Raw genomic sequence first — 24,147 nt, 5'->3', positions numbered from 1 at the left:
GTGGGATTTGACTCAGGAGACACCATGAGAGCCAGTTTAACGAATTCGCGCTGTGCAGACTTTCAGAAACCGCTGAACGGCTGGGGTCGGGGCGCGAGAGTCAGCAGGCTGACCTCGGGCCGGCAGGAGAAACGCACAGGTGAGTAGGGAGAGAAGCCCAGGCCTGCCGAGATCTCGACGAGGGTGCGGCGATACGGAAAGACGCCTCTCGCGCGTGTCCGGTCGAGATCACAGTTCGTCACCGGGGCGCCCCAGAACGGCACCCGGATCTGTCCGCCGTGCGTGTGCCCGGCCATGACGAGGTCCGCCCCCGCAGAGGCGAACGCTTCCAATGTCCGCGAATAGGGAGCGTGGGTCACGCCCACCCTGAGACCCGCCTCGGCGTCGAATCGGGGGTAGTCGAGGCGTCCCCGGCCGGGAGTGCCGGCGCTCCAACGGATGCCATCGCGGTCGATATGGGCATCGCCGAGCCCGCAGAAGTCGATGCGGGTGCCCTTGATCGTCAGAGTCGCCTCGGCGTTGTCGAGGAAATGCCAGCCCCGCCCGGTCGCAGCCGAGTCGGCGGTCACACCCTCGAACCCGCGGATGAGAGCTTTGACGTCGAGGTCGGGGGCGACGCGGTGCTTGACCTGAGAAGGAGAGCGCAGATACTTCGCCGGGTTCTTCGCCTGCGGGGAGAAGAAGTCGTTGGACCCGAGGACGAAGACACCGGGAACGTCGAGGAGATCGTCGAATACATCAAGTACGGCCGGCACGATATCGGCAGAGAGATTGTCACCGGTGTTGACGACGAGGTCGGGTTCGAGTCGGGTCAGGGCCTTGACCCATGCGGCTCGGTGCTTCTGCCAGGGCGCCAGGTGCAGATCGGCGACGTGGAGGACTCGGATGGGTGCGGCACCGGTCGGCAGGACCGGAAGGGTATGGCGACGGATGGCGAAGAGATGCGGTTCGATGACCGCACCCCAGATGCCGGCGGCCGCGGGTGCGGCGAGCGCGCCGGCGAGGAGTGCACGCTTCTTCATTCCCCCTACTCTATCCGCTCCCCTCTCTGCCGCCTGACGACGGCTGTACCACCCGCCTGGGGCATCAGGGCCGCGGTCAGGCAGCAGTGAGGGAGGCACTGTGCTCGGCGGCGGCGCGGGCGGCGCGGCGACGGTCGAGCGACTTCATCCGACGGCCCCCGACGAGCCGGCAGACGAGGTAGATGAGGAAGGAGATCGTTGTGACGAAGGGGCTGATCGGCACCGCAGGTGAGCCGAGGGCGACGAGGATGCCCCCGACCGAGGCGGTGACGGCGAAGATCACGCTGAGCACCGGCACCCACACCGGAGAGGCGGAGAGCTGCGTGGCCGCTGCGGCCGGGGTGATGAGCAGAGCGAGGACGAGCAGGACCCCGACGACCTGCACGCTCAGCGCCACGGCCAGTCCGAGGGTGAGCATGAAGACGATGGTGAGCGCTGAGACCGGCACGCCTTTGGCCCTGGCCACCTCAGGGTCGAGGCTGGAGAACATCAGCGGCCGCCACACGACGGCGAGGACGATGAGCACGGCGAAGGCGCAGATGATGAGGGTGAGGATCTGGGCGGGTGTGATCGCGACGATCTGACCGGTGAGCAGTCCGAACTTGCTCGCCGCCCGACCGTCGTAGAGGGCGAGGAAGAGGATCGCCAGCCCCAGGCCGAAGGGCATGAGCACACCGATGATGGCGTTCTTCTCCGAGGCCTTGGCCCCGCCGACGCCGATGATGAGCGCGGCCACGATCGAGCCGATGATCGACCCGGCCACGACGTCGAAGCCGATCAGCAGGGCGAGCGCGGCTCCGGCGAAGGAGAGTTCGGAGATCCCGTGGACGGCGAAGGGGATGTCGCGAGCCATGACGAAGACGCTGATGAGGCCCCCGACGACACCGAGCAGAGCAGCAGCGATGAGCGAGTTGGCCAGCAGCGCGACCAATTCCCCGTAGTCTTCGAAGGTGAAGAGGTTGGCGAAGATCTCTCCTGCGCTCATCGGCTCACCGCCCCTTCCGGTGCGAGGTCCTCATCGTGGAGGTGATGGTGGTCGACGCACTCCTCCTCGCCGCCGACGACGACGAGACGGCCTCCGACCCGGACCACCTCGACCGGGGAGCCGTAGAGACGAGACAGGGACTCGGTGGTCATCACCTCGGCGGGGGTGCCGACGAGGAAATGACCGCCGACGATGTAGAGGACCCGGTCGACGTAGGGAAGGATCGGATTGATCTCGTGGGTGACGAAGACGACGGCGGTGTCGCGCTTGACCCTCTGCTCGTGCAGGAGTGCTGCGACGACCTTCTGGTGGTGCATGTCGAGAGACAGCAGCGGCTCATCGCACAGCAGGACCGAGGGATCGTTGGCCAGCGACTGGGCCACCCGCAGCCTCTGCAGCTCGCCGCCGGAGACGGTTCCCGCCGGCGCATGCGCGTAATCGGCGGCGCCGACGGCGGCGAGCAGCTCGTCGACCTTCTTCCGCCGCCCCCGGGAGAACAGACCCATCCCCCACTTGTGGCCGTCGATGCCCATCCCCACGAGATCGCGGCCGCGCATCGGGGTGTGCGGGTCGATCCCGCGCTGCTGCGGAATGTAGCCGATGGCCGGATTTCCCGAATGCACCGTCGATCCGTTGATTTCGGCAGTGCCGGCCGACAGGGTGTTCTGCCCGAGCAGCACCTTGAGCAGAGAGGTCTTGCCGGTGCCGTTGGGACCGAGCACAGCGACGAACTCGCCCGGGGCGACGTCGAGGTCGAGGTCGTGCCAGAGCACGCGAGAACCGAACCGCAGCTCGGCATCGCGCAGACGGATCACCGGCTGTTGGGGCGCTGTCGGAGCGGAGACTTCGGATTCCTTGGCCATTGTCAGTGCCTGTGCCCTTCGAGTGCGGTGGCGATGTCGGTGATGTGGGCGCCCATCCAGTCCGTGTAGTTCTCACCCGCGGGCATGGTCTCGGCGAGGTCGATGACCGGAACATCGGATTTCCCGGCCGTGGACTTCAGCTGCTCGGCTTGGGGGCCGGCCGCCTGAGTATTGTATCCAAGCAGCACGGCCTCACCGTCGGAGATCTGCTTCTCCGCCTCCTTGAGCACCAGCGGCGGCACGTCGTTGCCCTCTTCGACGGCGGCGAGGAAATCCTCGGAGGTGATGTTCTCCAGTCCCATGTCGGCGAACAGCCACAGCGGTACTGGTTCGGTCGCGGCGACCTTCTCCCCACCGTGGTCCTCCTTCACCGCATCGATGTCCTGCTGGAGCCGGCCCAACTCGCCCTTGTACTCCTTCGCGTTCGCGAGGAATTCGTCCTTGCCCTCAGGCAGAGCCTCGCCGAGGTGGGTCGCTGCTTCGTCGACGAGCTTCGTCATCGTGGGCACCGAGTACCAGAGGTGTTCATTGAACGATCCGTGCCCATGGTCCCCATGCTCGTGGCCGGCCTGGCCCGCATGGTCGTGACCCTCGTGGTCGTGTGCATGTCCGCCGCCGTGGGCATCGTCCCCGTCCTGGCCCTGGCGGTGCTCGTGGGGTTCGCTGCCGAGCTCGCCGGAGCCGGGCAGACCGGAGATCGCGACCGTGTCGATGGTGTCGATGTCGGCGCCTGAGGCCTCGAGCATCGTGGTCATGAACGAGTCGTATCCGCCGCCGTTCTCGACGACGAGATCGGCCTTCGACAGTTTGAGGCGATCCTGCGTCGTCGCCTCGTAGGAATGCGGATCCTGATTCGGATCATCGATGATCGCGGTCACCTCGGCGAGGTCGCCTGCGACGTGGGAGACGATGTCGGCGTAGACATTCGTCGAGGTCACCACTCTCAGGTCCCCCGATTCGGAACCCGCGCCCCCACTCCCGCAGCCGCTGAGGACCAGAGCCGTCGCAGCGGCGACGGCTCCGGTGGTGAAAGCGATTCGGGAAGATGTCATGACGGGCCTTTCAGGGCAACGATGAGCGTTCGACACCGTCGACGATACTCAGAACGGCCGCCCGTCACTAATATAAATATTTATATATAGCGACGCTTTTATGTTTTGTCGGCGGCTCCCACCACCTCGATCAAGGCTGCGAGCAGAACCGAAACGTTCCTCGGGGTTGGATTCGAGCGAAGCCTTGAGCGACGCCGGTTGCCCGCGTCGCGAGACGACGAACCGCCCGGGAGGACCCTCCCGGGCGGTTCGGCAGGTGACCGTCAGGCTGCCTGTGCTTCGATCTTCGCAGCCAGCAGCGCGGCGATCTGCACAGTGTTCAGTGCCGCGCCCTTGCGCAGATTGTCGTTGGCGACGAAGAGGACGAGGCCCTTGCCGGCAGGTGCTGACTGATCGGCGCGGATGCGGCCGACGAAGCTGGCGTCCCGGCCCGCCGCCTTGAGCGGGGTCGGCACCTCGTCGAGGACGACGCCGGGAGCCTCACCGAGCACCTCGGTCGCGCGCTCGGGGGTGATGTCGGAATCGAATTCGGCGTGGATGCTCAGACTGTGCCCGGTGAACACAGGCACGCGCACGCAGGTGCCGGCGACCAGGAGCTCGGGCAGTCCGAGGATCTTCCGGCTCTCGTTGCGCAGCTTCTGCTCTTCATCGGTTTCGTTCTGTCCGTCGTCGACGACCGCCCCGGCCATGGGCAGGACGTTGAACGCGATCGGTTCGACGTAGTTGTCCGGCTCCGGCAGGGACACTGCCGAGCCGTCGCGGGTGAGCTTCCGGGCATCGGCGATGCCTGCCTCGAGCTGACCGGCGAGCTCTTCGACGCCGGACAGGCCCGAGCCGGATACGGCCTGGTAGGTGGCCACCGTGAGACGGCGCAGACCGGCCTCGGCGTGGAGGGCCTTGAGCACGGGCATGGCGGCCATGGTCGTGCAGTTCGGGTTCGCGATGATGCCCTTGGCCACCGCGTCGAGTGCCTCGGGGTTGACCTCGCTGACGACGAGCGGGACCTCTGGGTCCGAACGCCAGGCCGAGGAGTTGTCGACGACGACGACCCCGGCCGCGGCGAATCGCTCGGCCTGCGCCTTCGAGGTCGCCCCGCCGGCGGAGAACAGCGCGATGTCGAGTCCGCTCGGATCCGCCTCCGCGGCGTCTTCGACGGTGATGGACTGTCCCTTGAAGTCGATGGTGCTCCCGGCCGAACGGGCCGAGGCGAACAGCCTCAGGGTGCCGATCTCGAACCCTGGATCGTCTGCCAGGAGATCGAGCATGACGCCTCCGACCTGGCCGGTCGCTCCGACTACTCCGATATTCACGCTCATCGTCCGGTACCTCCGTACACCACTGCTTCGTTGTCTTCGCTGTTGAGTCCGTAGGCGGCGTGGGCGGCACGGACCGCGTCGTCGAGCAGGTCTGCTCGGGTGACGACGCTGATGCGGATCTCCGAGGTGGAGATCATGTCGATGTTGACCTGTGCGTCGCTGAGTGCCTCGAACAGAGTGGCCGTGACGCCCGGGTGGGAGCGCATCCCGGCTCCGACGACGGAGAGCTTGCCGATCTGGTCGTCGTAGCGGACCTGGTCGAAGCCGATCTGTGTCTTCACTGCGTCGAGGGCTTCCAGCGCTTTGGCTCCGTCGGCCATGGGCAGGGTGAAGGAGATGTCCGTTTTGCCCGGCTCACGGGTGGAGATGTTCTGGACGATCATGTCGATATTGGCCTCTTGCCGGGCCAGAGTGTTGAAGATCTCCGCAGCCTTGCCGGGGACATCGGGAACGCCGACGATCGTGACCTTGGCTTCCGAGCGGTCATGGGCGACGCCGGAAATGATTGCCTGTTCCATGGTGGACTCCGTTTCTGATTCCGCTGCCGGGGTCGACTTTCCCCGACCCTGTCGGAAGGCTTCGGGGATGGGTGAATCCGTCACCCAGGTTCCTTGCTTGCGAGAGAATGAGGACCGCACATGCACCGGCACGTTGTAGCGGCGCGCGTATTCGACACAGCGGAGCATGAGGACCTTGGCGCCCGAGGCTGCCATCTCCATCATCTCCTCATAGCCGATCTCGTCGATCTTGCGTGCCGAGGGCACGATGCGCGGGTCGGCGGTGAAGACGCCGTCGACATCCGTGTAGATCTCGCAGACATCGGCGTCGAGGGAGGCGGCAAGCGCAACGGCCGTGGTGTCGGAGCCGCCGCGGCCGAGCGTGGTGATGTTCTTCGCGGTCTGGCTGACTCCCTGGAAACCCGCGACGATGGCGACATATCCCTCGTCGAGGGACGAACGGATCCGGCCGGGCGTGACGTCGATGATGCGGGCCTTGCCGAACTGCTCATCGGTGATGACTCCGGCCTGTGAACCGGTGAATGACTGGGCTTCGAACCCGAGATTGGCGATCGCCATGGCCAGGACCGCCATCGAGATGCGCTCACCGGCGGTCAGCAGCATGTCGAGTTCGCGGGCGGGGGGCATGGGGGAAACCTGTTGGGCCAAGTCGATGAGATCATCGGTACTGTCACCCATGGCCGACACCACGACGACAACCTCGTGGCCGGCTTGACGGTACTCGACAATTCGTTTGGCCACCCGTTTGACCGATTCCGCATCGGCTACCGAGGACCCACCGAACTTCTGGACGACTATGCTCACTGCAGTATCTTCCTTATCGCTGATAAGTTCCGTGCCAGGTGATCGATTCCATGGTTCCAAACATGGAGGTCTCGTGCTGCATCGATCAGGATTTCAGCCGTGTCGGGCTCCCGGCACCTCGACCATTGTATGAGGTAGGTCATCTCGGTTCACCTTCGCCCATCATTCAGACCCTCGTCCGACGCCCCTGCGTCCCCACCGGCCGGCCCCGCCGAACCGCCGCCGATGCTGGCCGCGCGGAGGTCGGCGACCCGGCTGTCGGAGGCTGCTGAGAGATCCGCCGGAGAGATGCCGACGTGCTTCGTCTCAGTCGATTTCGCGTCGGCCCGAGAAGGCTCGGCCCAAGGTGACCTCGTCGGCGTATTCGAGGTCGCCGCCGACGGGAAGGCCCGAGGCCAGGCGGGTCACGGTCACACCGAGCGATCCGAGCAGACGCACGAGATAGGTGGCGGTGGCCTCGCCTTCGAGATTGGGATCGGTGGCGATGACGGTCTCTTTGACCTCACCGTCCTGCAGACGGGTCATGAGTTCCTTGATGCGCAGGTTGTCCGGGCCGACTCCGGCCATCGGGTCGATCGCTCCGCCGAGGACATGGTAGAGGCCGCGGTATTCGCGGGTGCGCTCGATGGCCACGACGTCCTTGGGCTCCTCGACCACGCAGATCATCGCTCGGTCGCGGCGCGGGTCCTGACAGACGGTGCATTCGGCCTCTTCGGACACGTTCCCGCAGATCTCGCAGAACCGCACTCGCTTCTTGACGTCGGTGAGGGCCTGCGCGAGAGCGCTGACGTCCTGGGCATCGGTCTGCAGGATATGGAAGGCAAGACGCTGCGCCGACTTCGGCCCGATGCCCGGAAGCTTGCCGAACTCTTCGACCAAGTCCTGGAGGGCACCTTCGTATACAGCGCTCATACTTCTCTTTCGTCGATGATTTCGCCGCCGAGGACCCGCGCGATCACGTCGACTCCGATCTGCGGCGCCTCGGAGACGTCGAGGTCCGTCTCCGGATCATACTCGTCCTCGTCCGAGCCCGTGCTCTGCGGGTGGACGTCCGCATCGGGCGCCGAGGCGGGGTGCGGCCCCGCATCGTCAGCGGCGTCCGTCGACGGAGCGGAACCGAAACCGGCTCCGCCCGCTGGGGCGGTATGGACGCCGTGCTTCTCCGCGAGCGCGGCGAAGCGGGACTTGAACGGTTTCGCCTCATTCGCATGGTTCGTCGCCGGCTGAGCGGACTGGACCTGCGGAACCGTCTGGACCGGGGGTGCAGCGGCCGCTCCCCCGACGCTTCCGGCGTCCCCGAGATCAGGGGAGTCGATGTCGTCGTCAGGTGGAGGGACGACGACGGCACCGACGTCGACAGCACCGCTGCCGGCGCTCGTCGCATCGAAATCGGAGGCGGCGTCCTGCTGCCCCGGTCCCGGCCCGTCGTGCCAGGTCGGCTCATCCCACCGCGGCTCGACGTACTCCATCGGCGAATGCCCGTCGAAGGAACCCCGGTTGTCGGACGGGGCGCCCGCCGGTCGGCCGCCGGCGTCAGAGGGGCCGGAGTCAGGGGAAGAACCGTCAAGGCCGGGCGCGGGGGGAACGGACGGCCCGGAACCCCCATGGTCATCGTCCGATCCGGTCTCCTGGTCGACAGGCGGCCCGAAGAAATCGTCATCGGAGAGATCGGGTACGAGGTTCGCGGGAGATCCGGCCTCGGAGTCACCGGTGTCGGCCGGGCCTGCGGAAGCCGGCTCCGGGCCCGCGGGGGCCGGCTCGGGGCCGGGCTCCTCGGTCGCGTCGAGACGGCTGGGTTCAGGGGTCGATTCGCTGAGTGGCCCCGGCTGGTCTCCCTCCTCGTCGTCGGAGGACCAGGGGCTCTGCGTCGGCCCGCTCGGCTCCCAGAACTTCTCGTGGTCGACCTGCGGCTTGTCGACCTCCCGGGTGCCGACGACCGCCGCGACCTCCTGCGGGCTCGGCCGGCGCTGACTGGGAGCCGGACCGCGATTGCCTCCGGTGTCGTTCGCGGGCGGGTTCGAGGCGCCCTTGCCCTGATGAGTGCCGCTTCGGGCCTGTCCTCCGCCGCCGATGCGGCCGATGTCGCCGATGTCGATGCGTGCCTGGATGCCGAGGACGTCGCTGATCGCGGCGGCCAGCTTGGCCGCGTGATCGCGCTGCTGGAACCCCTGCACGGAGCCGGAGTTGTTGAAGCCGAGGTAGACCACGCCATCGGAGAACGACTGCGGGATCGCGTTGGCCGCGATGATCGCACGCGTGAGACGGCTGCGCTTCTCCACGGCGGCGAGAATGCTCGGCCAGGCGCGACGGATCGCTTCGATCTCTCCGCCGATGTCGCCTGATCCCGCCACCGAGGTGGCCTCAGGCGCCGCTGCCGACTCGGGTGCGGAGGCGGCCTGTTCGGGCACATCCCGCTGCGGTTGCGCAGTATGCTGCGGTTCCGCGGTACGCTGCGGTTCCGCGGTCCGCTGCGGTTCGTTCGGACGTGAGGATCCTGGCTGCTGGTCGCCCGATTCCGGTGCAGGGGCGGACTCGGGCGCTTGCTCGGCCGGCGCCGGCTCTTCGGATTCCGAAGGCTGAGCCGACTCGGCCGGGGAGTTGAGCATCGACTCGGCGGCGACGGCCATGGCCGCGATGTCGTCGAAGTCGTCGTGGCCCGCCGCAACCGGGGGCTGGTTCGTCCGGGATGCCGCATTCTGCGGCGTCCCGCTGGCTTGGGAAGCACTCTCGGGCGCCTGCGTCTGCCCGTGAGCGGACTCCGGCGCCTGCGCGGCCGCCTGGCCCTGCGTCGGCGCCTGGCCCTGCGTCGATGCCTGACCGGGATCCTGCGCCTGTGCGGGCGGCAGATTCGCGGCCGCGCCCGTGGCCGACATCCCGATGCGACGCTCCATCCGCTCGACCCGGCTGAGGACAGCATCGCGGCTGCGTCCCGAACCAGGCAGCAGAATGCGTGCGCAGATGAGTTCGAGCTGCAGCCTCGGCGAGGTCGCTCCCGACATCTCTGTCAGGCCGACGTTGAGCAGATCGGCCGCACGTGAGAGCTCGCCCTGACCGAAGCCGTTGGCCTGCAGGGTCAGACGCTCCAAGCGGTCCGGCGGCACTTCGGGCAGGAAGGCGTGCGCGGCTTCGGGGGCGGCGTTGATGACGATGAGGTCGCGGAAGCGCTCAAGCAGATCCTCGACGAACCGTCTGGGGTCCTGACCGGACTCGATGACCCGCTCCACAGCGCGGAAGACCCCGGCTCCGTCACCGGCGGAGAAAGCGTCGACGATATCGGACAGCAGAGAGTCCGGGGTGTAGCCGAGCAGCGCGATGGCCCGACCGTAGTCGACTCCGTCGGGACCGGAACCGGCGATGAGCTGGTCGAGCACCGACAGGGTGTCGCGCACGGATCCTCCACCGGCACGCACGACCAGTGGCAGCACTCCCTTGGCCACCTGCACGCCCTCGCGGTTGCACAGGTCGTCGAGATAGCTGTTCAGCGCCTCGGGCGGCACCAGCCGGAAGGGATAGTGATGGGTCCGCGAGCGGATCGTGCCGATGACCTTCTCCGGCTCGGTCGTGGCGAAGACGAACTTGATGTGCGGCGGCGGTTCTTCGACGATCTTGAGCAGAGCGTTGAAGCCCTGTGAGGTGACCATGTGCGCCTCATCGAGGATGAAGACCTTGTACCGATCGCGTGCCGGCGCGTAGATGGCACGTTCACGCAGGTCGCGGGCGTCATCGACGCCGTTGTGGCTGGCCGCGTCGATCTCGACGACGTCGAGCGAGCCCGGTCCGCCGTTGGCCAGATCGCGACAGCTCGGGCATTCGCCGCAGGGCACCGGGGTCGGGCCCTGCTCACAGTTGAGGCACCTGGCCAGGATCCGCGCCGAGGTGGTCTTTCCGCACCCGCGCGGACCGGAGAAGAGGTAGGCATGGTTGATGCGGCCGCGCTCGATGGCGGCCTTCAGCGGATCGGTCACATGCTCTTGACCGATGACCTCGTCGAAGGTTTCTGGGCGGTATCTTCTGTACAGTGCGGTGGACACGTCCCCTAGCCTAATGCCAACGGCTGACACGAGATACGGGCGCGGTCCCAGCGTCTGCCGCACCCGCTGCCCCCAGCGCGAGCGTCCCGCCGTTGTCGCCCACCAGCCGATCGGGCACGATAGGAATCATGAGCCACGCCACCCCCGATCCCGAACAGAACGACCCCGCGAAGACCTTCCGCATCGGTCACAAGGAACGCGACGATGCCATCGAGATTCTGCGCGAGGCCGCCGGCGACGGCAGGATCACGGTCTCCGAGCTCGACGAACGGATGGAGCAGGTCCAGGCCGCGAAGTTCCCCGCCGACCTCGACGAGGTGCTCTCCGATCTCGTCACCGAGCTGCCCTCCGACAGATTCCGCCCCGCCTCGGCGATCACCGCCGCCCCTGGACGCGCGCACCTTGTCACCGGTTGGGACCGTTTCGACCCGCTCGTCATCAGGGCCGGCTGGGAATCGGAGAACCGGCGGGCCCGATGGGCGGTGCCGCCGCACATCCGCTGCGAACCGTCGATGTCGAACATCGAACTCAACTTCCTCGAGGTCGACACCGACCTCGAGGTCATCGAGGTCGAGATCGTCGCAGGCATGGGTTCGGTCATCGTCGTCATCCCCGAAGACTGGGGCGTCAACGTCGACCAGCTCTCGAAGACCTGGGGCAACGTGAGGTCCGCGGTCAACGCGGTGCCCGCCGGCAGACGGCCCCTCGTGCGCGTGGGCGGTTCGATCGGCATGGGCTCCTTCAGGGCCCGGTTCGCAAACTACTTCGACCGACGACGAATGGCGAAATGATGGAACCCGGACTCGGCGCGGTCATCTTCCTCACCTTCTGCATCATCGCCGTCTTCAGCCTCGGAGCGCTCCTCGTCTACCGGGTGATGACCCGACCGGGCACCCATATCGGCTCCCGCCTGCCCAAACACGACCCCCACGCCGAGGAGGATCCCGCCGATCCGCAGCGCCCGGCCCCCGAAGATCCGGAGGGAGATCCCGGCACGGACCCGCGATGACCGCCCTGGAGGGCCGGGTCGACTACAGTGGTGCTGGACCAACCCGGCCACCGAACCGAAGCAGGCTCTCGTGCCCTCAGAAGTCATCATCGTCGTCCTCGTCTTCGTCATCGTCGTCCTCATCACCGTGGCGATCGTCCTCGCCCGTTCGGCCAAGGCACGCCGGGCACGGTCCGACGCTCCTGCGGCGCCGCGCGACCCGTTCGCCGCGGAGCAGAACACCGGCGGGGATCCCGAATCGATCAAGGCCGGAGACCTCCTCGAGTTCGGCAACGAGAAGTTCTTCGTCCGCGGCACTCTGCGCATCTCCGAGGGCGGCTACGACTGGGCCGAACACTTCTTCCAAGCTGACTCCTCGGCGACCCGCATGTGGCTGAGCGTCGAACGCGATCCGGACGTGCAGATCGCGCGCTGGCGGGACCGGACCGACCTCGACATCGAACCGAAGGCGCGGACGATCACCATCGACGGCACCGACTATGAGCTGGTCGAACACGGCACCGCCTCCTACCGGTCCGAAGGCACCACGGGACTCAACGAGAAGGGCGGGGTCGACTATGTCGACTATCAATCCGGCGACGGCCGTCAGCTCTCCTTCGAACGCTTCGACCACGGACGCTGGGAAGTGAGCACGGGCGAATCGGTGCCGGTGGGCTCCTTCACGATCTACTCCGGCAGCTGATGCGCACGCTCCCCCGCCCCCTCGACGTCGCCTTCACCGACACCAGCTCCGAGGCGCTGCGCTTCAGTCTCGCCCATGACCGGATCGCCCCGCTGGCCACCCGCGTCATCGACGTGCCCTCCCGCACGAAGACGCCGGCACCCCTCGCGCTCGAGCTGACTGTCATCGGCTCCTCCCATCAGGTGATCCTGCGCGAGGCGAACAGCGATGCGCTCATCGAGACGTTCGCCTGCCTCGGCGAGGATGCCCGCGATTCGGCCCGTCCGGACTGGGGCCGGGAGTCGGTCCGTCACGGGCAGTGGGCCGGTTTCACTCAACATCGCTTCACCGCGACCCGGACGACCGTGCACGGAGATTTCCCGACAGCCGCCGCCGAGGTGCTCGCCACCGGTGAGAACCTGGCCGTCACCGCTGAGAACCACCTCTCGGTCGCGTTCCCCGGACAGGCGGGAGCGCTGACCGCGCTCGCGCTCACGAGGGCGGAACCCGGCAGGATCGGCTGGCAGTCCTGGCACTGCTATCCCCAGCATGAGGAGATCGTGCACAGCAGCAGCGAATTGAGATGGTCGGTATGAGTCAGGGACCGAACGTCTCGATGGGCGGAGGCTCCTTCGACTTCGACCGAGAGAACAACGGCCCGCAGCGCCCCGGCTCGGGCGGCTCGGGGCGGAAGCCGCGGCGCATCGGCTGCGGAACGATCATCGGAATCGTCATCGTCCTCATCGTCCTCGGCAACGTCTTCCGCGGCTGCGGTTCGTCCGCGGCGGCGAACTGCGGTGACTACGACCTCTCGAACGGCCAGTACGTCTCGAATCCCGGCAAGGGCGATTACGAGAAGAACGGCAGCAGCTACGACTACGTCGGCTGCGACACGTCCCGGTCCGGAGGCGGATTCTTCTTCATTCCGTTCCTCGGCGGCTCCGGCTCGAACTACGGCGACGGCTCAGGCTTCCGCGGCGGCGGGCCGGGCACCGGAAAATAGGCACAGCGAAAGGCAGACATGCTCCTCAGTTACCTCCTCTACGAGACCGGAGTCGTACTCTCCTATGCGGGCTGCGGCCTCCTCCTCATGGTCATCGGCTACTTCGTCGTCGACCTGCTCACCCCGGGCAAGCTCCATGTCATCCTGTGGGAGCAGAAGTCACGCAATGCCGCGGTCCTCGTCGCCTCCGATCTGGCCGGGGTGGCGATCATCGTCATCGCCGCCATCCGAGCGAGCTCCGATGACCTGACCGCAGGGATCCTGTCGACCCTCGTCTTCGGCATCCTCGGCATCATACTCATGGGCGTGAGCTTCCTGCTCATCGGGCTGCTCACCCCGGGCAAGACCGGCGACATCATCAATTCCTCACAGATGCACCCCGAGGTCTGGGTCAACGCCACCGCCCATCTGGGCATCGCGGGCATCATGGCCGCGGCCCTCCTTTGAGCACCGCCGAGGCGGCACGCCCGATCGCCCTGCCGATGAAGCCGGGCCCGGCCCGGTTCTTCGTTCTCCTCGCCGTCTTCATCTGCGCGAGCTGCGGCATGGTCTACGAGCTCGCGCTCGTGGCCCTCGGTTCCTATCTGCTCGGCGACACCATCGTCCAGGCCTCCATCGTCCTGGCCGTCATGGTCTTCGCCATGGGCATCGGTTCGCTCGCGACGAAGCGCCTGACCGAGTTCGCGGCCGTCTCCTTCGCCCTCATCGAGGCGGCCCTGGGCGTCATCGGCGGCCTGTCCGTCATCCTCCTGTACCTCGCGTTCGCCTTCGCCGATGTGTACACGGTCGCGATGGTGGCGCTGGCGTTCGTCATCGGCGCACTCATCGGTGCAGAGATCCCGCTGCTCATGGAGCTCGTCCAGCGGATCCGGGCGCAGAAGGCCTCGAGCGCCGTGGCCGATCTCTTCGCCGCCGACTATGTGGGCGGTCTGATCGGCGGTCTGGCCTTCCCGTTCCTCCTGCTGCCTCTGCTCGGTCTGCCGCGCGGGGCCCTGGCAGTGGGCATGACGAACACCGTCGTCGGGGTCCTCATCGTCCTCTGGCTCTTCCGTACCGAGCTCACCCGCACCTCCCAGGCGCTGCTGGCAGCCCTGCTCGTCCTCATCGTCGGCGGGCTCACCGTCGTCTGGGTCTTCACCGACGATATCGAGATCACGACCCGTCAGCGCCTCTACCGCGATCCCATCGTGCACTCGCAGCGTTCGGACTATCAGGAGATCGTCCTGACCGAGGCTCCGAAGTCCGGCGACACCCGCCTGTATCTCAACGGTGATCTGCAGTTCGCCTCGGTCGACGAGTACCGCTACCACGAGAGCCTCGTGCATCCGCTGATGAACGGTCCGCGCCGAAAGGTGCTCGTCCTCGGCGGCGGGGACGGCCTGGCCGTGCGTGAGATCCTGAAGTATCCCGACGTCGAATCGGTCACTCTCGTCGACCTCGATCCGGCCGTCCTCGAGCTGGCCCGTTCCTCGGAGCACTTCACCGATTTCAACGGGGACTCCCTCGACGATCCGCGCGTGCACACCATCGCCGCCGATGCCTTCACCTGGCTGCGAGACGCCGAGCATCCCCGCTATGACGCGGTCATCGCCGATCTTCCCGACCCCGATGATGTCGCGACCTCGAAGCTCTACAGCATGGAGTTCTACGGACTCATCCGGCAGGTGATGTCGTCCGAGGCCCGCCTCGTCGTCCAGGCCGGGTCTCCGTTCTTCGCCCCCGAAGCCTATTGGGGCATCGGTCAGGCCGTCGCCGAGGCGGGGCTGTCGACCACGGCCTACCACGTCGACGTCCCCAGCTTCGGGGACTGGGGGTACTTCCTCGCCGACCTCGCCGGCCCCGGCCCCGAGGTGGGGCTGCCTCAGGACGCTCCCGACGACCTCCGGTTCGCCACCGACGAGGTGCTCGCCGCCTCGACGACGTTCCCACCCGACCGCGATCGCGCATCGGTCGACGAGGTCGAGGCATCCACGCTGCTGCACCCGCGAGTGCTCGATCAGGAACGGGGAGCCTGGATCGGCTACTGAGCACCGGCCGAGGCGATGAGCGGGCCGATCGGTTCAGACCAGCAGGGCCGCCAAGCCGCTGGCCAGTCCGATGGAGATTCCGAGCAGCCAGCCGAGGACGAGCAGGGCGAGGAAGACGATGCCGAGGATGAAGCCCCATTTGCCCATCTCGTTGTCGGCGCGTCCGGCGGCCTTCGAACGACTGCGCGCCATATGGCCGGTGACGATGCCGATGACGGGTCCGAGGAAGTTGAAGCCGAGGAAGGTCGACAAGCTCGCCACGAGCGAGACGATGCCGAGCACCTTGCCCGGGTCCTCCTCGGCGCGCTGATCATAGGTGGCGGGGTTCGGGGTGGGGGCTGCGTTCATGGTGCCTGATCTCCTGTGGGTGGCTGTTGAGACCAGCCTAGGAACACCATCCGGTCGCACGATATGGACTCATCCCCCGAACCGATGGAGGTTTTCCCGAACCGCAGCGGTTCTACCTCAGCTGATGTCGACGAGAGCGTGCTCCTCTCGACCCATGAGGTACAGGAGGAGTTCGAGCGGTTCGCCGGTGATCGTGGTGTCTGCGCCCTGGCCGCGCTTCCTTCCCGCCGTGCGGCTGGCGAATCCGGGCGCTGAGATCGTCACGGGGCCGTCGGCCTTCGCGGCATAGGGCAGGAGCGCGAGGCGGGCCTGCGTCCACGCGGTCGCATTCTCCGGCTGCGACAGGCGCCGGGGAATCCATTCCAGCGCCGCCCGTCGGATGTCCTCGTGGTGGACGAGGAATTCGGTCGTGTTCATCACCGACTCGACGCCTGGAAGGGCACCGGGGGTCCACTTCGGCGGGGCGGCGACGAGTCCGAGCAGCTGCGCAAAGGGCATCGAGGCGTAGTCGTTCTCCTTCGTCTCACGCCGAGCGTCGAACTTCGGCATGAAGATGCCCAGTGCCGCGGCCGGGTGACGTTCGCGGATGACGAGGTGGGTGACGAGATCCCTGGTCGTCCACCCCTCGCACAGGGTGGGGGCGTCCTCACCGGCACGGCGGGCGGTGTCGACGAGTCGCAGGCGTTCGGCGCGGGCCAGATTGTCTCTCATGCCCGCCAGTCTTCCATCTCCGGCTTGGATTCACCTGGATGCCCAAGCCGTGACGAAGTCGGCCACGCGGGAGATCGACCGGAAATCGGCGAGTTCGTCAGCGCGTGTGGGACCGTCGGTGACGATGACGACGGGTTTGCCCGCCTTCGCGGCGGCGCGGACGAAGCGCAGCCCCGACAGCACAGCGAGTGAGGACCCGAGCACGACGATGCCCCGGGCCTGCTCACAGATGCGGTTCGCCGTCTGCAGCCGGGCCGGCGGAACCGAGTCGCCGAAGTAGACGACATCGGGTTTGAGCATCCCGCCGCATTCGGGGCAGTCGGCGACGACGAAGCCCGCGGTGTCCTCGAATTCGACGTCGCCGTCGGGCGCGGTCTCGACGTCGATGGGGTCGATGCCGACCTCATGGGCGAAGTCGGGGTTGAGTTCGCTCAGTCTCCGCTGCATCCAGTCGCGGTCGATGAGATGGCCGTTGTCGAGGCAGATCACCCGGTCGAGGCTGCCGTGGAGGTCGACGACGGGACTCGGGGCGGGTCCGGACGGGCGTTCGGCGGCGACCGCCTCGGCGGCGGACTGGTGCAGCCCGTCGACGTTCTGGGTGACGATCCCGGCCACAGGCAGCTCGGCCAGACCGAGATGCCCCGCGTTCGGGCGCGTGCTGCGCATCCGGGGCCAGCCGATCCACGAACGCGCCCAGTACCGGGCACGTTGATCGGGGTGGGAGAGGAAGGTCTGGATGGTCATCGGCGTCCGCGGTGCGGCGTCGGGGCCGCGGTAGTCCGGGACTCCGGAGTCCGTGCTCATCCCGGCTCCGGTGAGCACCGCCCAATCCGCTGCGGAGTGCCGACCGGTGAGGACGTCGACGATCTCCTCGTCGGTATGGCTGGCCACGGGGCGCACGCGCCCGCGCAGGGGATCGAAGATGACGGCCATGCTCCCATCCTAGACGCGGGGGCTGACCTCGGGCATCCCCGCCGCTAGGGTGGATCCATGGCCAACGTTCTGCTCGTTCATCATTCCCCGTCCGATGCGACCGCCCGGATCGCCGAGGCGGCCCTGTCGGGGCTGCGGCTGCCCGAGCTCGGCGAGGTCGAGGTCACGGTGCGGCCCGCATTGGAAGCCGAGGTCGAAGACGTGCTCGCCGCCGATGCCTATGTGCTGGGCACGACCGCGAACTTCGGCTACATCTCCGGAGCGCTCAAGCACTTCTTCGACACCACCTACTACGCCGTGCGCGAGCCCACCGCCGGCAGGCCGTTCTCCTATTGGATCCACGGCGGCTACGACACCACCGGGGCCGAGACCGCGATGAAGCAGATCACCACCGGTCTGGGGTGGGCCCTGGCCTTCGATCCCCTCGTCTTCACCGGAGAGGTCACCGAAGATCATCTCGCCCGGGCCACGGAGCTCGCAGCCACCGTGGCCGCCTCGGCGGACTGACGCGCAGGCACCCCGGCCTCCCGCCCCCAGCAGCGAATCGCGAGAAAGTACTTTCCACATTGGAAAGTATTTGATATTGTGGAAATACTTTCACGATGCAGCATCGGCTCGGTCGATGCCCGAGCAGAGGAGCTGACATGGACACCACTCCCACTCCCGACCAGGCGGCGGATCTTCTCGCGCAGGTCGAGGCGAACGAGCGGCACTCGCGAACCGGCGACGCATGGCCGTTGGTGACGCTGCTCTTCGTCCTCTCGGCGGGACTGTCGGTCGGACTCGTGGCGATCGGCGTCATCGACGACGCACCCACCCAGCTCATCGTCTTCTTCGCCGGACTGGCCTGGCTCGGACCGGCGCTCGTCGTCTACCTCGTCAAGGCTCTGAGCTGGAGCCGCCGTTCGGGCATCGTCCTGTTCACCTGGCTGGGGCTCATCCTCCTCGGCACCCTCGCCGGCATCATCGCCGATTCCTATGCGACGACCACTCCGGTGCCCTATGTCGCGGCCGGCCTCCTGTGGTTCGCCGCCCCGGTCTTCTCCTTCCTCGCCCTGCGGCGCTGATACGAGCATGTCACTGCGAAGGAACGGACATCTGCGATGACACCGAAGAAGAGCTCGACGGACGAGGAGCCGATCCCCCACCTCGGCGATTCCCTGGCGCGGCTGGAGCCGGACCTGAACAATCCCACTCGGCTGGGCATCGTCTCGAGCCTGAAGAACCGTGACCGGGCCGAGTTCAAGCTCCTGCGCGACTCGCTCGGAGTCTCCGATTCCGTGCTCTCCCGCCATATCAGCGCTTTGGAGAAGACCGAGATGGTCGAGGTGAAGAAGGGATATGTGGGCAAGCGTCCGCGCACCTGGGTCTCGATCACCGGAGAAGGCGCGAAGCGGCTCGAAGCGCACGTTCGCGCACTGCGGGAGCTCGCCGGAGGCTGAACCCCCAGACGCTCATCTCCCCTGGTGAGACCTTCGGCTAGGCTGGTGGAAACCGATGCGAGGAGGCATGATGAGCACCACAGCGACACCGACCGACCTGCACTTTCTGCAGCTGCACGAGATCTCTCATCTCATCCGCACCCGAGCGCTGAGCTCGCGGGAGGTCACCGAGGCGATGCTCGCTCGTATCGACGCTCTCGAACCCGCGCTCCAGTCCTTCGCGACGGTCATGGCCGAGACCGCGCTGGCCGAGGCCGATCGGGCCGATGCGCTCTCGGCCCGCGGCGATTGGCTCGGCGACCTGCACGGGGTGCCCGTGGCGGTCAAGGATCTCGCGAACACCCACGATGCGCCGACAGGTGCCGGAACCACCGCCCATGCGGACTACCAGCCCGATTCCGATGCCACCGTCGTCGCCAGGCTGCGTCGGGCCGGTGCCGTGGTCCTCGGCAAACTGCGCCTGACCGAAGGCGCCTTCACCGGCCACCACCCGGAACTGCCGACACCGGTCAACCCGTGGGACTCAGCGACCTGGTCGGGAGTGTCCTCGAGCGGATCCGGTGTCGCCACTGCCGGCGGGCTGTGCTTCGGCTCGCTGGGTTCGGACACCGGCGGGTCGATCCGTCTGCCGTCGGCCGCCAACGGCGTCACCGGTCTCAAGCCCACCTGGGGACGGGTCTCCAGGCATGGCATCTTCGGCCTCGCCCCGAGCCTCGACCACATCGGTCCGATGACGCGCAGCGCACGGGACGCGGCGATCGTCCTCGAAGCGATCGCCGGTCACGATCCGCTCGACCCCACCTCCTCGCTCGAGGCGACCCACTCCTACTCGAACCGGCTGAGTCTGGAGCGGGCACCGCTGGTCGGCTTCGACCGGGAACTCGCCCATACTCATTTCGACGAGGCGACGAATGCGATGCTCGAGTCGACCATCGAGGTCCTCACCGATCTGGGCTGGCGCGTCGTCGAGGTCGCCACGCCCGGTCTGACTGAGGCGGCAGCCGAGTGGACGGCGCTGTGCGGTGTCGAAACCGCGGGCGTCCATGCGGACACCTATCCGGCACGCGCCGAGGAATACGGTCCGGACCTGTCGGGGCTCATCGAGACCGGACGCGGCCTCAGCGCCGTCGACTACCACCGGCTGCTCGAGTCCAGACGTGCCTTCACCGGCCGGATGCGCGAGCTCATGTCCGATGTCGATCTTCTGCTGCTGCCGGGAATCGGCGTCGGTTCGCCGACGATCGAGCAGATGGCCGAACTGGCCACCGATCCGAAGCTGTTCACCGCCGTCACGGTGCCCACCGCCCCGATCGACAGCTGCGGGATGCCCTCACTCACCCTGCCAGCCGGGTCCACCGACCGCGGGACGCCTCTGGCCGCCCAGTTCGTCGCCGGTGATTTCAAGGAGCAGCTCGTCCTGGCCGCCGGCCACGCGTTCCAGCAGGCCACGGACTTCCACACCCGCCATCCGGAGGGCCCGAACAGCTGAGCGGATGCGCCCGATCCGCTTCAGTCGTCGTCATCGACGTTCGGCGACGACGCCGCCTCGGCCGGTCTTCTCCTCTCCCCGCGGAAGCCGACTAGGACGACGAGCATGCCCACGATGACGCCGATGACGGTTTCGACGGCACGTGAGGTCAGCAGCTCCGCTGCAGGCTGCGGATGGCCGAGCTGCGTCATCAGCAGAGCCAGCGGAGTGATGAAGAGCAGTGCCACGGAATAGTTGCGCAGCACGAAGATCTCGGCGAGGAACTGGAGTAGGATGACCCAGACGACGAGCTGCCAGGCCTCGGCGGGGAAGGACAGCAGGAAAGCGGTGACGACGACTCCGCCGAGCGTGCCGACCACACGGTGGAGCCCGCGCTTGAGCCGGATCGAGCGCTTCGGCGGGGTGATCGGGGCGACCGCGGCGACCATCGCCCAGTAGCTGTGCGACAGCAGCGGCAGCACGTCGATGAGCAGTGTGCCCACAATCCCGGCGATGCACGGGGCGATGGTGAAGCGGACGGCATGGGCGGCGAGGTCGGCTTTGCCCACCGGCGACAGGCCCACCCTGACGTAGGTCTCCTGGCCCGTGGGCATGCGCTCACCGACGAGGTGGGCCAGCGCACCCAGCCCGATGCTCACGAGCGCCGAGGCGGCTGCGATTCCCATGGCGACCGGGACGGAAGCTCCGTTGGGAATCGAGCCGACCGCCCCAGTGGCGAAGATGAAGAAGATCGATCCGCCGGGCTTGAGACGGAAGCGCAGAGCGGTGGCCGCTCCCGCGCCCGAGACGAGCGAGGTGACGACGATGAGCACCCAGATCGAGGTGTGCGCGGTGCCCAGCAGCGCACCGATGCCGACGCAGGCGACGAGGACGGTGGCCGCGATCGACTGTCGCCTGGTCCGCGAACGCGGGGATTCGAAGCGGGCGTAGATGCCGGTGAAGGCGCCGAAAGCCGCATAGACGGCGAGGTCGAGGCGGTCGACGCCGAGCAGCACGAGGAGCGGGATGGCCACTCCCAAAGCGATGCGGAACGCGGGAATGTGGTCGCGTTCGCCCGGTGGGATGCGGAAGAACTCCTGCACTTGGCTCAAACGGTGTCGGCCCCTTTCGGACTCGGACATGGGATCGCGGGAGGGTGAGCCGGAGGCTCCCTCCGATCGTAATCGCCGAGCCGAGCCGGCCGCCCCGTCATGCCCGCAGGAGTGATCAACCTCGCTCCCCGGGCCGCCTGCGTGCAGCCCGCACCCGCGCGGCCTGCCGATTCAGGTGGTCGCGCTCGGCCAGACTGCCCGCCCGCTCGGCCGCCCGGGCATAGAGTGCAGCCGCCCGCTCGGTCTCGCCGGCGCGTTCACGCAGGTGCGCCTCGACGGCGAAGTATCGCGGCAGACTGTCATCGAGGCTGCGCAGCTCGGCCAGACCGGCCGCGGCACCGTCGGCTTCTCCGACGGCGACCGCCCGATTGAGGCGGATGACCGCAGTGTCCTTCAGCCCGAGGAGCTCGTCGTACCATTCGACGATCTGCACCCAGTCGGTGTCTTCGACTCCTCGGGCATCGGCGTGAAGGGCGGCGATGGCCGCCTGCGCCTGGTATTCGCCGAGCTCGTCCCGGGCGAGCGCCGCCTGCAGGATCCCGACGCCTTCGGCGATGAGGGATGTGTCCCAGCGGGTTCTGTCCTGGTCGGCGAGGGCGATGAGCCGATCGTCCTCGTCGAACCGGGATGCCCGACGGGCATGGTGAAGGAGCATGAGCGCGAGCAGTCCGCTCACCTCGGCATCCGCGGTCATCGTTCGCAGTCTCCTGGTGAGTCGGATCGCTTCGGCGACGAGATCGATGTCCCCGGAATGACCTTCGTTGAAGACCAGGTAGAGGGTGGCGAGGACTGAGCGCAGGTCGCCGGGTCGATTGAGGCGCCGACCGGCGAGGGTGCGTTTGGCACGGCTGATCCGCTGCCCCATCGTCGCTTCGGGCACCATATAGGCCTCGGCGATCTGCTTCGTCGTCAGACCGCCCACGGCACGCAGGGTCAGGGCCACCGCCGAGGAGGGACTGAGGTCCGGATGGGCACAGAGGAAGTAGAGCTCGAGGGTGTCGTCGGCCGTCGCCACGTGTCCGGCAGCGTCATCTTCCGCGGTTTCGTAGGCTGCGACGCGCTCCTCCCGCCTGCTCCGCGAGTCCTCGGCGCGCACGCTGTCGAGGAACTTCCGCCACGCCACGGTCACCAGCCAGCCTCGCCGATCACGGGGCGGATCGGCCGGCCACGTCTGCAGAGCTTCGACGAGTGCGTCCTGAACGGCATCCTCGGCGGCCGCGAAATCCGCTCCGCGGCTGACGAGGATGCCGATGACGGCGGGGACGAGATCTCTCATCCCCGCCTCGGCGAGAGGATCCATGTCGGGCACGGTTCCCACGGCTCGTTCCTATTCGCTCACGGTCGGCGCCTGTTCGAGGAAAGCACGCAGTTCGAGCCATTCGTTGATCGGCTCCCCTCCCCTGCCCGGTGCCGCCGAGAGCTCTCCGGCGAGTTCGAGCGCGCGATCGTAGGATTCGACGTCGATGATCATCCATCCGGCGATGAGGTCCTTGGTCTCGGGGAACGGACCGTCGGTGATCGGAGGTCGGCCCGCTCCCCCGGACTGGACGAAGGTGCCCTCGGGCGAGAGGGCCTGAGCGTCGACGAACTCGCCGGACTCCTTGAGCCGGTCGGCGAAGTCGTTCATGTATGCGATGTGGGCCTCGACCTCATCGGGGCTCCACTGGTCCATCGGGGTGTAGTCCATGTATTCGCTCGGCATTCGGTAATGCTTGAGCATGAGGTACTTGGCCATGATCGTCTCCTTAGTCGTGAGTCGCCGGCACGGGATGTGCCCGCTGACATGCCTGGGACGGAGCCGGACGGTGCTTTTCGACATCCGTCGCAAGAAATCCTCACCAGAATAGGCAGATGGGTCCGAATCGAACCAGGCTGCCAGGTGCAGATGGCGAAAGGCGTCGCTTGGAACAAGTCCGGCATCTGTGTCGTTGAGTGGGGTATGGGCACCGGCGCACGGTCGGCGCTCGTACTTTGGAATCGCCAATCGCTAAGGAGCACCACAATGGCCATCTCTGACAAGAAGATCGCATTCCTCCTCACCAACGGCGTCGAGCAGGTCGAACTGACCAGCCCCCGCGCCGCCCTCGACGAGGCCGGTGCGACCACCGTCATCGTCTCGCCGTCCGAAGGCACACTCCAGGCGATGGAAGGCGATTGGGAGCACGCCGACACCTTCACCGTCGACACTCCCGTCTCCGAGGCCTCGGTCGAGGACTTCGATGTCCTCGTCCTGCCCGGCGGCACTCTCAACGCCGACGCCCTGCGCCTGGACGAGAACGCCGTCGAACTCGTCAAGGCGTTCTTCGCCGCTGACAAACCGGTCGCCGCGATCTGCCACGCACCGTGGATCCTCGCCGAGGCGGACGTGGCGAAGGGTCGGAAGCTGACTTCCTTCATCTCGACGAAGACCGACCTCATCAATGCCGGCGCCGACTGGACCGACGCCGAGGTGGTCGTCGACGGCAATCTCATCACCTCCCGCAACCCCGGCGATCTCGATGCGTTCAACGCCGCGATCGCCGAGAAGCTGAGCTGAGAGCTCCTCGTCAACGAGTGAAAGGAAGCTCCCCGATCCTCATGATCGGGGAGCTTTCACGTGTAGGCGGTCCGACAACCGCGCACTCACGAGGACGCATGTGATGTTGTGGATATGCGGTCATTTGCATGCGGCTCCGGCTACTTCATTCAGCCCTGTTGAGGCTTGGTAGGTTGTCCCTAAATCACCATGACCAGGAGAAGCAACGTGGCTTTTCACGACCTCGGGCTGAGCTTCCCCGCAAGTCGTGGACACGTGAACCACGTCACGCAGCCTGCGTAGACGCTTCCTCCTGAACCCGGCCGG

26 protein-coding genes are annotated in these 24,147 nt (G+C 67.0%); 12 read left to right on the top strand and 14 right to left on the bottom strand.

What is annotated here, in order from left to right:
• Positions 1 to 62: 62 nt before the first annotated feature.
• The 8 genes from IHE57_RS15835 to IHE57_RS15800 form a co-directional block, all read right to left on the bottom strand.
• Complete coding sequence (locus IHE57_RS15835) at positions 63 to 1,022, bottom strand: metallophosphoesterase (RefSeq protein WP_209325521.1); 960 nt, start codon at positions 1,020 to 1,022, stop codon at positions 63 to 65.
• Positions 1,023 to 1,098: 76 nt separating this feature from the next.
• Positions 1,099 to 2,007, bottom strand: coding sequence for a metal ABC transporter permease (locus tag IHE57_RS15830; RefSeq protein WP_209374589.1), 909 nt, complete (start codon positions 2,005 to 2,007; stop codon positions 1,099 to 1,101).
• Positions 2,004 to 2,870, bottom strand: a complete 867-nt coding sequence (locus tag IHE57_RS15825; protein ID WP_209374587.1) for a metal ABC transporter ATP-binding protein — start codon at positions 2,868 to 2,870, stop codon at positions 2,004 to 2,006. The genes IHE57_RS15830 and IHE57_RS15825 overlap by 4 nt, the downstream gene beginning before the upstream one ends.
• 2 nt (positions 2,871 to 2,872) lie before the next feature.
• Positions 2,873 to 3,922 (bottom strand): metal ABC transporter solute-binding protein, Zn/Mn family, encoded by a 1,050-nt coding sequence (locus tag IHE57_RS15820; RefSeq protein WP_209374585.1) that lies wholly within the window; start codon positions 3,920 to 3,922, stop codon positions 2,873 to 2,875.
• 263 nt (positions 3,923 to 4,185) lie between these two features.
• Positions 4,186 to 5,238 carry an aspartate-semialdehyde dehydrogenase gene (locus IHE57_RS15815; protein WP_209325525.1) on the bottom strand — a complete coding sequence of 351 codons (1,053 nt, stop codon included), beginning with the start codon at positions 5,236 to 5,238 and terminating at the stop codon, positions 4,186 to 4,188.
• Positions 5,235 to 6,560 (bottom strand): aspartate kinase, encoded by a 1,326-nt coding sequence (locus tag IHE57_RS15810; RefSeq protein WP_209325526.1) that lies wholly within the window; start codon positions 6,558 to 6,560, stop codon positions 5,235 to 5,237. Before IHE57_RS15810 ends, IHE57_RS15815 begins: the two co-directional genes overlap by 4 nt.
• Positions 6,561 to 6,866: 306 nt before the next feature.
• On the bottom strand, positions 6,867 to 7,472 hold the full coding sequence (gene recR / locus IHE57_RS15805; protein WP_209325527.1) for a recombination mediator RecR: 606 nt from the start codon (positions 7,470 to 7,472) through the stop codon (positions 6,867 to 6,869).
• Complete coding sequence (locus tag IHE57_RS15800) at positions 7,469 to 10,591, bottom strand: DNA polymerase III subunit gamma and tau (RefSeq protein WP_209374583.1); 3,123 nt, start codon at positions 10,589 to 10,591, stop codon at positions 7,469 to 7,471. The genes recR and IHE57_RS15800 overlap by 4 nt, the downstream gene beginning before the upstream one ends.
• Before the next feature lie 128 nt (positions 10,592 to 10,719).
• Here IHE57_RS15800 and IHE57_RS15795 point away from each other — a divergent pair, with 128 nt between their 5' ends.
• From IHE57_RS15795 to IHE57_RS15765, 7 genes are all read left to right on the top strand, one after another.
• On the top strand, positions 10,720 to 11,382 hold the full coding sequence (locus IHE57_RS15795; protein WP_209374581.1) for a DUF1707 SHOCT-like domain-containing protein: 663 nt from the start codon (positions 10,720 to 10,722) through the stop codon (positions 11,380 to 11,382).
• Positions 11,379 to 11,600, top strand: a complete 222-nt coding sequence (locus IHE57_RS15790) for a hypothetical protein (protein ID WP_209325530.1) — start codon at positions 11,379 to 11,381, stop codon at positions 11,598 to 11,600. The genes IHE57_RS15795 and IHE57_RS15790 overlap by 4 nt, the downstream gene beginning before the upstream one ends.
• Before the next feature lie 70 nt (positions 11,601 to 11,670).
• On the top strand, positions 11,671 to 12,282 hold the full coding sequence (locus IHE57_RS16495; protein ID WP_209374579.1) for a DUF4178 domain-containing protein: 612 nt from the start codon (positions 11,671 to 11,673) through the stop codon (positions 12,280 to 12,282).
• Complete coding sequence (locus IHE57_RS15780; protein ID WP_209374578.1) at positions 12,282 to 12,857, top strand: DUF2617 family protein; 576 nt, start codon at positions 12,282 to 12,284, stop codon at positions 12,855 to 12,857. The genes IHE57_RS16495 and IHE57_RS15780 overlap by 1 nt, the downstream gene beginning before the upstream one ends.
• Positions 12,854 to 13,264, top strand: coding sequence for a hypothetical protein (locus IHE57_RS15775; protein ID WP_209374577.1), 411 nt, complete (start codon positions 12,854 to 12,856; stop codon positions 13,262 to 13,264). The genes IHE57_RS15780 and IHE57_RS15775 overlap by 4 nt, the downstream gene beginning before the upstream one ends.
• A gap of 18 nt (positions 13,265 to 13,282) precedes the next feature.
• Entirely contained in the window at positions 13,283 to 13,711 is a 429-nt protein-coding gene (locus tag IHE57_RS15770; protein WP_209325534.1) for a DUF350 domain-containing protein, read from the top strand.
• Positions 13,708 to 15,291: a polyamine aminopropyltransferase gene (locus tag IHE57_RS15765; RefSeq protein ID WP_253720390.1), complete on the top strand. Its 1,584-nt coding sequence runs from the start codon at positions 13,708 to 13,710 to the stop codon at positions 15,289 to 15,291. Before IHE57_RS15770 ends, IHE57_RS15765 begins: the two co-directional genes overlap by 4 nt.
• A 33-nt stretch (positions 15,292 to 15,324) precedes the next feature.
• Here the strand turns inward: IHE57_RS15765 and IHE57_RS15760 are convergent, their stop codons facing one another.
• The 3 genes from IHE57_RS15760 to IHE57_RS15750 all read right to left on the bottom strand — a co-directional run bounded on the left by IHE57_RS15760 (position 15,325) and on the right by IHE57_RS15750 (position 17,283).
• Positions 15,325 to 15,639, bottom strand: a complete 315-nt coding sequence (locus IHE57_RS15760) for a DUF4190 domain-containing protein (RefSeq protein WP_209374576.1) — start codon at positions 15,637 to 15,639, stop codon at positions 15,325 to 15,327.
• Between the two features lie 117 nt (positions 15,640 to 15,756).
• On the bottom strand, positions 15,757 to 16,350 hold the full coding sequence (locus tag IHE57_RS15755) for a TIGR03085 family metal-binding protein (protein WP_209374575.1): 594 nt from the start codon (positions 16,348 to 16,350) through the stop codon (positions 15,757 to 15,759).
• Positions 16,351 to 16,380: 30 nt separating this feature from the next.
• Positions 16,381 to 17,283: a Sir2 family NAD-dependent protein deacetylase gene (locus IHE57_RS15750; RefSeq protein WP_209325537.1), complete on the bottom strand. Its 903-nt coding sequence runs from the start codon at positions 17,281 to 17,283 to the stop codon at positions 16,381 to 16,383.
• A gap of 57 nt (positions 17,284 to 17,340) precedes the next feature.
• Here IHE57_RS15750 and IHE57_RS15745 point away from each other — a divergent pair, with 57 nt between their 5' ends.
• The 4 genes from IHE57_RS15745 (at position 17,341) to IHE57_RS15730 (ending at position 20,214) form a co-directional block, all read left to right on the top strand.
• Positions 17,341 to 17,790 (top strand): flavodoxin family protein, encoded by a 450-nt coding sequence (locus IHE57_RS15745; protein WP_209325538.1) that lies wholly within the window; start codon positions 17,341 to 17,343, stop codon positions 17,788 to 17,790.
• Between the two features lie 137 nt (positions 17,791 to 17,927).
• A complete protein-coding gene (locus IHE57_RS15740) occupies positions 17,928 to 18,350 on the top strand; it encodes a hypothetical protein (protein ID WP_209374574.1) in 423 nt (140 codons plus the stop codon).
• A gap of 36 nt (positions 18,351 to 18,386) precedes the next feature.
• The gene (locus tag IHE57_RS15735) at positions 18,387 to 18,725 is read left to right on the top strand and encodes a winged helix-turn-helix domain-containing protein (protein ID WP_209325540.1); all 339 of its coding nucleotides are present in this window, start codon (positions 18,387 to 18,389) and stop codon (positions 18,723 to 18,725) included.
• Between the two features lie 70 nt (positions 18,726 to 18,795).
• Complete coding sequence (locus IHE57_RS15730) at positions 18,796 to 20,214, top strand: amidase (RefSeq protein WP_253720389.1); 1,419 nt, start codon at positions 18,796 to 18,798, stop codon at positions 20,212 to 20,214.
• A 20-nt stretch (positions 20,215 to 20,234) separates the two neighbouring features.
• On the opposite strand, the gene IHE57_RS15725 is transcribed toward IHE57_RS15730, so the two are convergent.
• The 3 genes from IHE57_RS15725 to IHE57_RS15715 form a co-directional block, all read right to left on the bottom strand.
• Positions 20,235 to 21,296 carry an FUSC family protein gene (locus tag IHE57_RS15725; RefSeq protein WP_366933993.1) on the bottom strand — a complete coding sequence of 354 codons (1,062 nt, stop codon included), beginning with the start codon at positions 21,294 to 21,296 and terminating at the stop codon, positions 20,235 to 20,237.
• Positions 21,297 to 21,420: 124 nt separating this feature from the next.
• Entirely contained in the window at positions 21,421 to 22,605 is a 1,185-nt protein-coding gene (locus tag IHE57_RS15720) for an RNA polymerase sigma factor (protein ID WP_209374593.1), read from the bottom strand.
• A gap of 27 nt (positions 22,606 to 22,632) precedes the next feature.
• Complete coding sequence (locus tag IHE57_RS15715; protein ID WP_209374570.1) at positions 22,633 to 23,040, bottom strand: YciI family protein; 408 nt, start codon at positions 23,038 to 23,040, stop codon at positions 22,633 to 22,635.
• A 267-nt stretch (positions 23,041 to 23,307) separates the two neighbouring features.
• Between IHE57_RS15715 and IHE57_RS15710 the strand changes: the two genes are divergently transcribed.
• On the top strand, positions 23,308 to 23,841 hold the full coding sequence (locus IHE57_RS15710) for a type 1 glutamine amidotransferase domain-containing protein (protein WP_209325544.1): 534 nt from the start codon (positions 23,308 to 23,310) through the stop codon (positions 23,839 to 23,841).
• Positions 23,842 to 24,147: the final 306 nt, after the last annotated feature.

The sequence above is a fragment of the Brevibacterium renqingii genome, assembly GCF_017808105.1.
GTDB classification, from domain to species: Bacteria; Actinomycetota; Actinomycetes; order Actinomycetales; family Brevibacteriaceae; genus Brevibacterium; species Brevibacterium renqingii.
The sequence above is the reverse complement of the archived record's forward strand: the minus strand, read 5'-3'. Positions and strand labels throughout refer to the sequence as shown.

Coding starts and splice junctions, on each gene's coding strand:
- IHE57_RS15780 (WP_209374578.1), top strand. CDS start 12,282: ATGCGCACGCTCCCCCGCCCCCTCGACGTCGCCTTCACCGACACCAGC.
- IHE57_RS15830 (WP_209374589.1), bottom strand. CDS start 2,007: ATGAGCGCAGGAGAGATCTTCGCCAACCTCTTCACCTTCGAAGACTAC.
- IHE57_RS15720 (WP_209374593.1), bottom strand. CDS start 22,605: ATGGATCCTCTCGCCGAGGCGGGGATGAGAGATCTCGTCCCCGCCGTC.
- IHE57_RS15740 (WP_209374574.1), top strand. CDS start 17,928: ATGGACACCACTCCCACTCCCGACCAGGCGGCGGATCTTCTCGCGCAG.
- IHE57_RS15735 (WP_209325540.1), top strand. CDS start 18,387: ATGACACCGAAGAAGAGCTCGACGGACGAGGAGCCGATCCCCCACCTC.
- IHE57_RS15790 (WP_209325530.1), top strand. CDS start 11,379: ATGATGGAACCCGGACTCGGCGCGGTCATCTTCCTCACCTTCTGCATC.
- IHE57_RS15755 (WP_209374575.1), bottom strand. CDS start 16,350: ATGAGAGACAATCTGGCCCGCGCCGAACGCCTGCGACTCGTCGACACC.
- IHE57_RS15730 (WP_253720389.1), top strand. CDS start 18,796: ATGAGCACCACAGCGACACCGACCGACCTGCACTTTCTGCAGCTGCAC.
- IHE57_RS15760 (WP_209374576.1), bottom strand. CDS start 15,639: ATGAACGCAGCCCCCACCCCGAACCCCGCCACCTATGATCAGCGCGCC.
- IHE57_RS15745 (WP_209325538.1), top strand. CDS start 17,341: ATGGCCAACGTTCTGCTCGTTCATCATTCCCCGTCCGATGCGACCGCC.
- IHE57_RS15750 (WP_209325537.1), bottom strand. CDS start 17,283: ATGGCCGTCATCTTCGATCCCCTGCGCGGGCGCGTGCGCCCCGTGGCC.
- recR (WP_209325527.1), bottom strand. CDS start 7,472: ATGAGCGCTGTATACGAAGGTGCCCTCCAGGACTTGGTCGAAGAGTTC.
- IHE57_RS15825 (WP_209374587.1), bottom strand. CDS start 2,870: ATGGCCAAGGAATCCGAAGTCTCCGCTCCGACAGCGCCCCAACAGCCG.
- IHE57_RS15795 (WP_209374581.1), top strand. CDS start 10,720: ATGAGCCACGCCACCCCCGATCCCGAACAGAACGACCCCGCGAAGACC.
- IHE57_RS15775 (WP_209374577.1), top strand. CDS start 12,854: ATGAGTCAGGGACCGAACGTCTCGATGGGCGGAGGCTCCTTCGACTTC.
- IHE57_RS15710 (WP_209325544.1), top strand. CDS start 23,308: ATGGCCATCTCTGACAAGAAGATCGCATTCCTCCTCACCAACGGCGTC.
- IHE57_RS15835 (WP_209325521.1), bottom strand. CDS start 1,022: ATGAAGAAGCGTGCACTCCTCGCCGGCGCGCTCGCCGCACCCGCGGCC.
- IHE57_RS15715 (WP_209374570.1), bottom strand. CDS start 23,040: ATGGCCAAGTACCTCATGCTCAAGCATTACCGAATGCCGAGCGAATAC.
- IHE57_RS15820 (WP_209374585.1), bottom strand. CDS start 3,922: ATGACATCTTCCCGAATCGCTTTCACCACCGGAGCCGTCGCCGCTGCG.
- IHE57_RS15770 (WP_209325534.1), top strand. CDS start 13,283: ATGCTCCTCAGTTACCTCCTCTACGAGACCGGAGTCGTACTCTCCTAT.
- IHE57_RS15815 (WP_209325525.1), bottom strand. CDS start 5,238: ATGAGCGTGAATATCGGAGTAGTCGGAGCGACCGGCCAGGTCGGAGGC.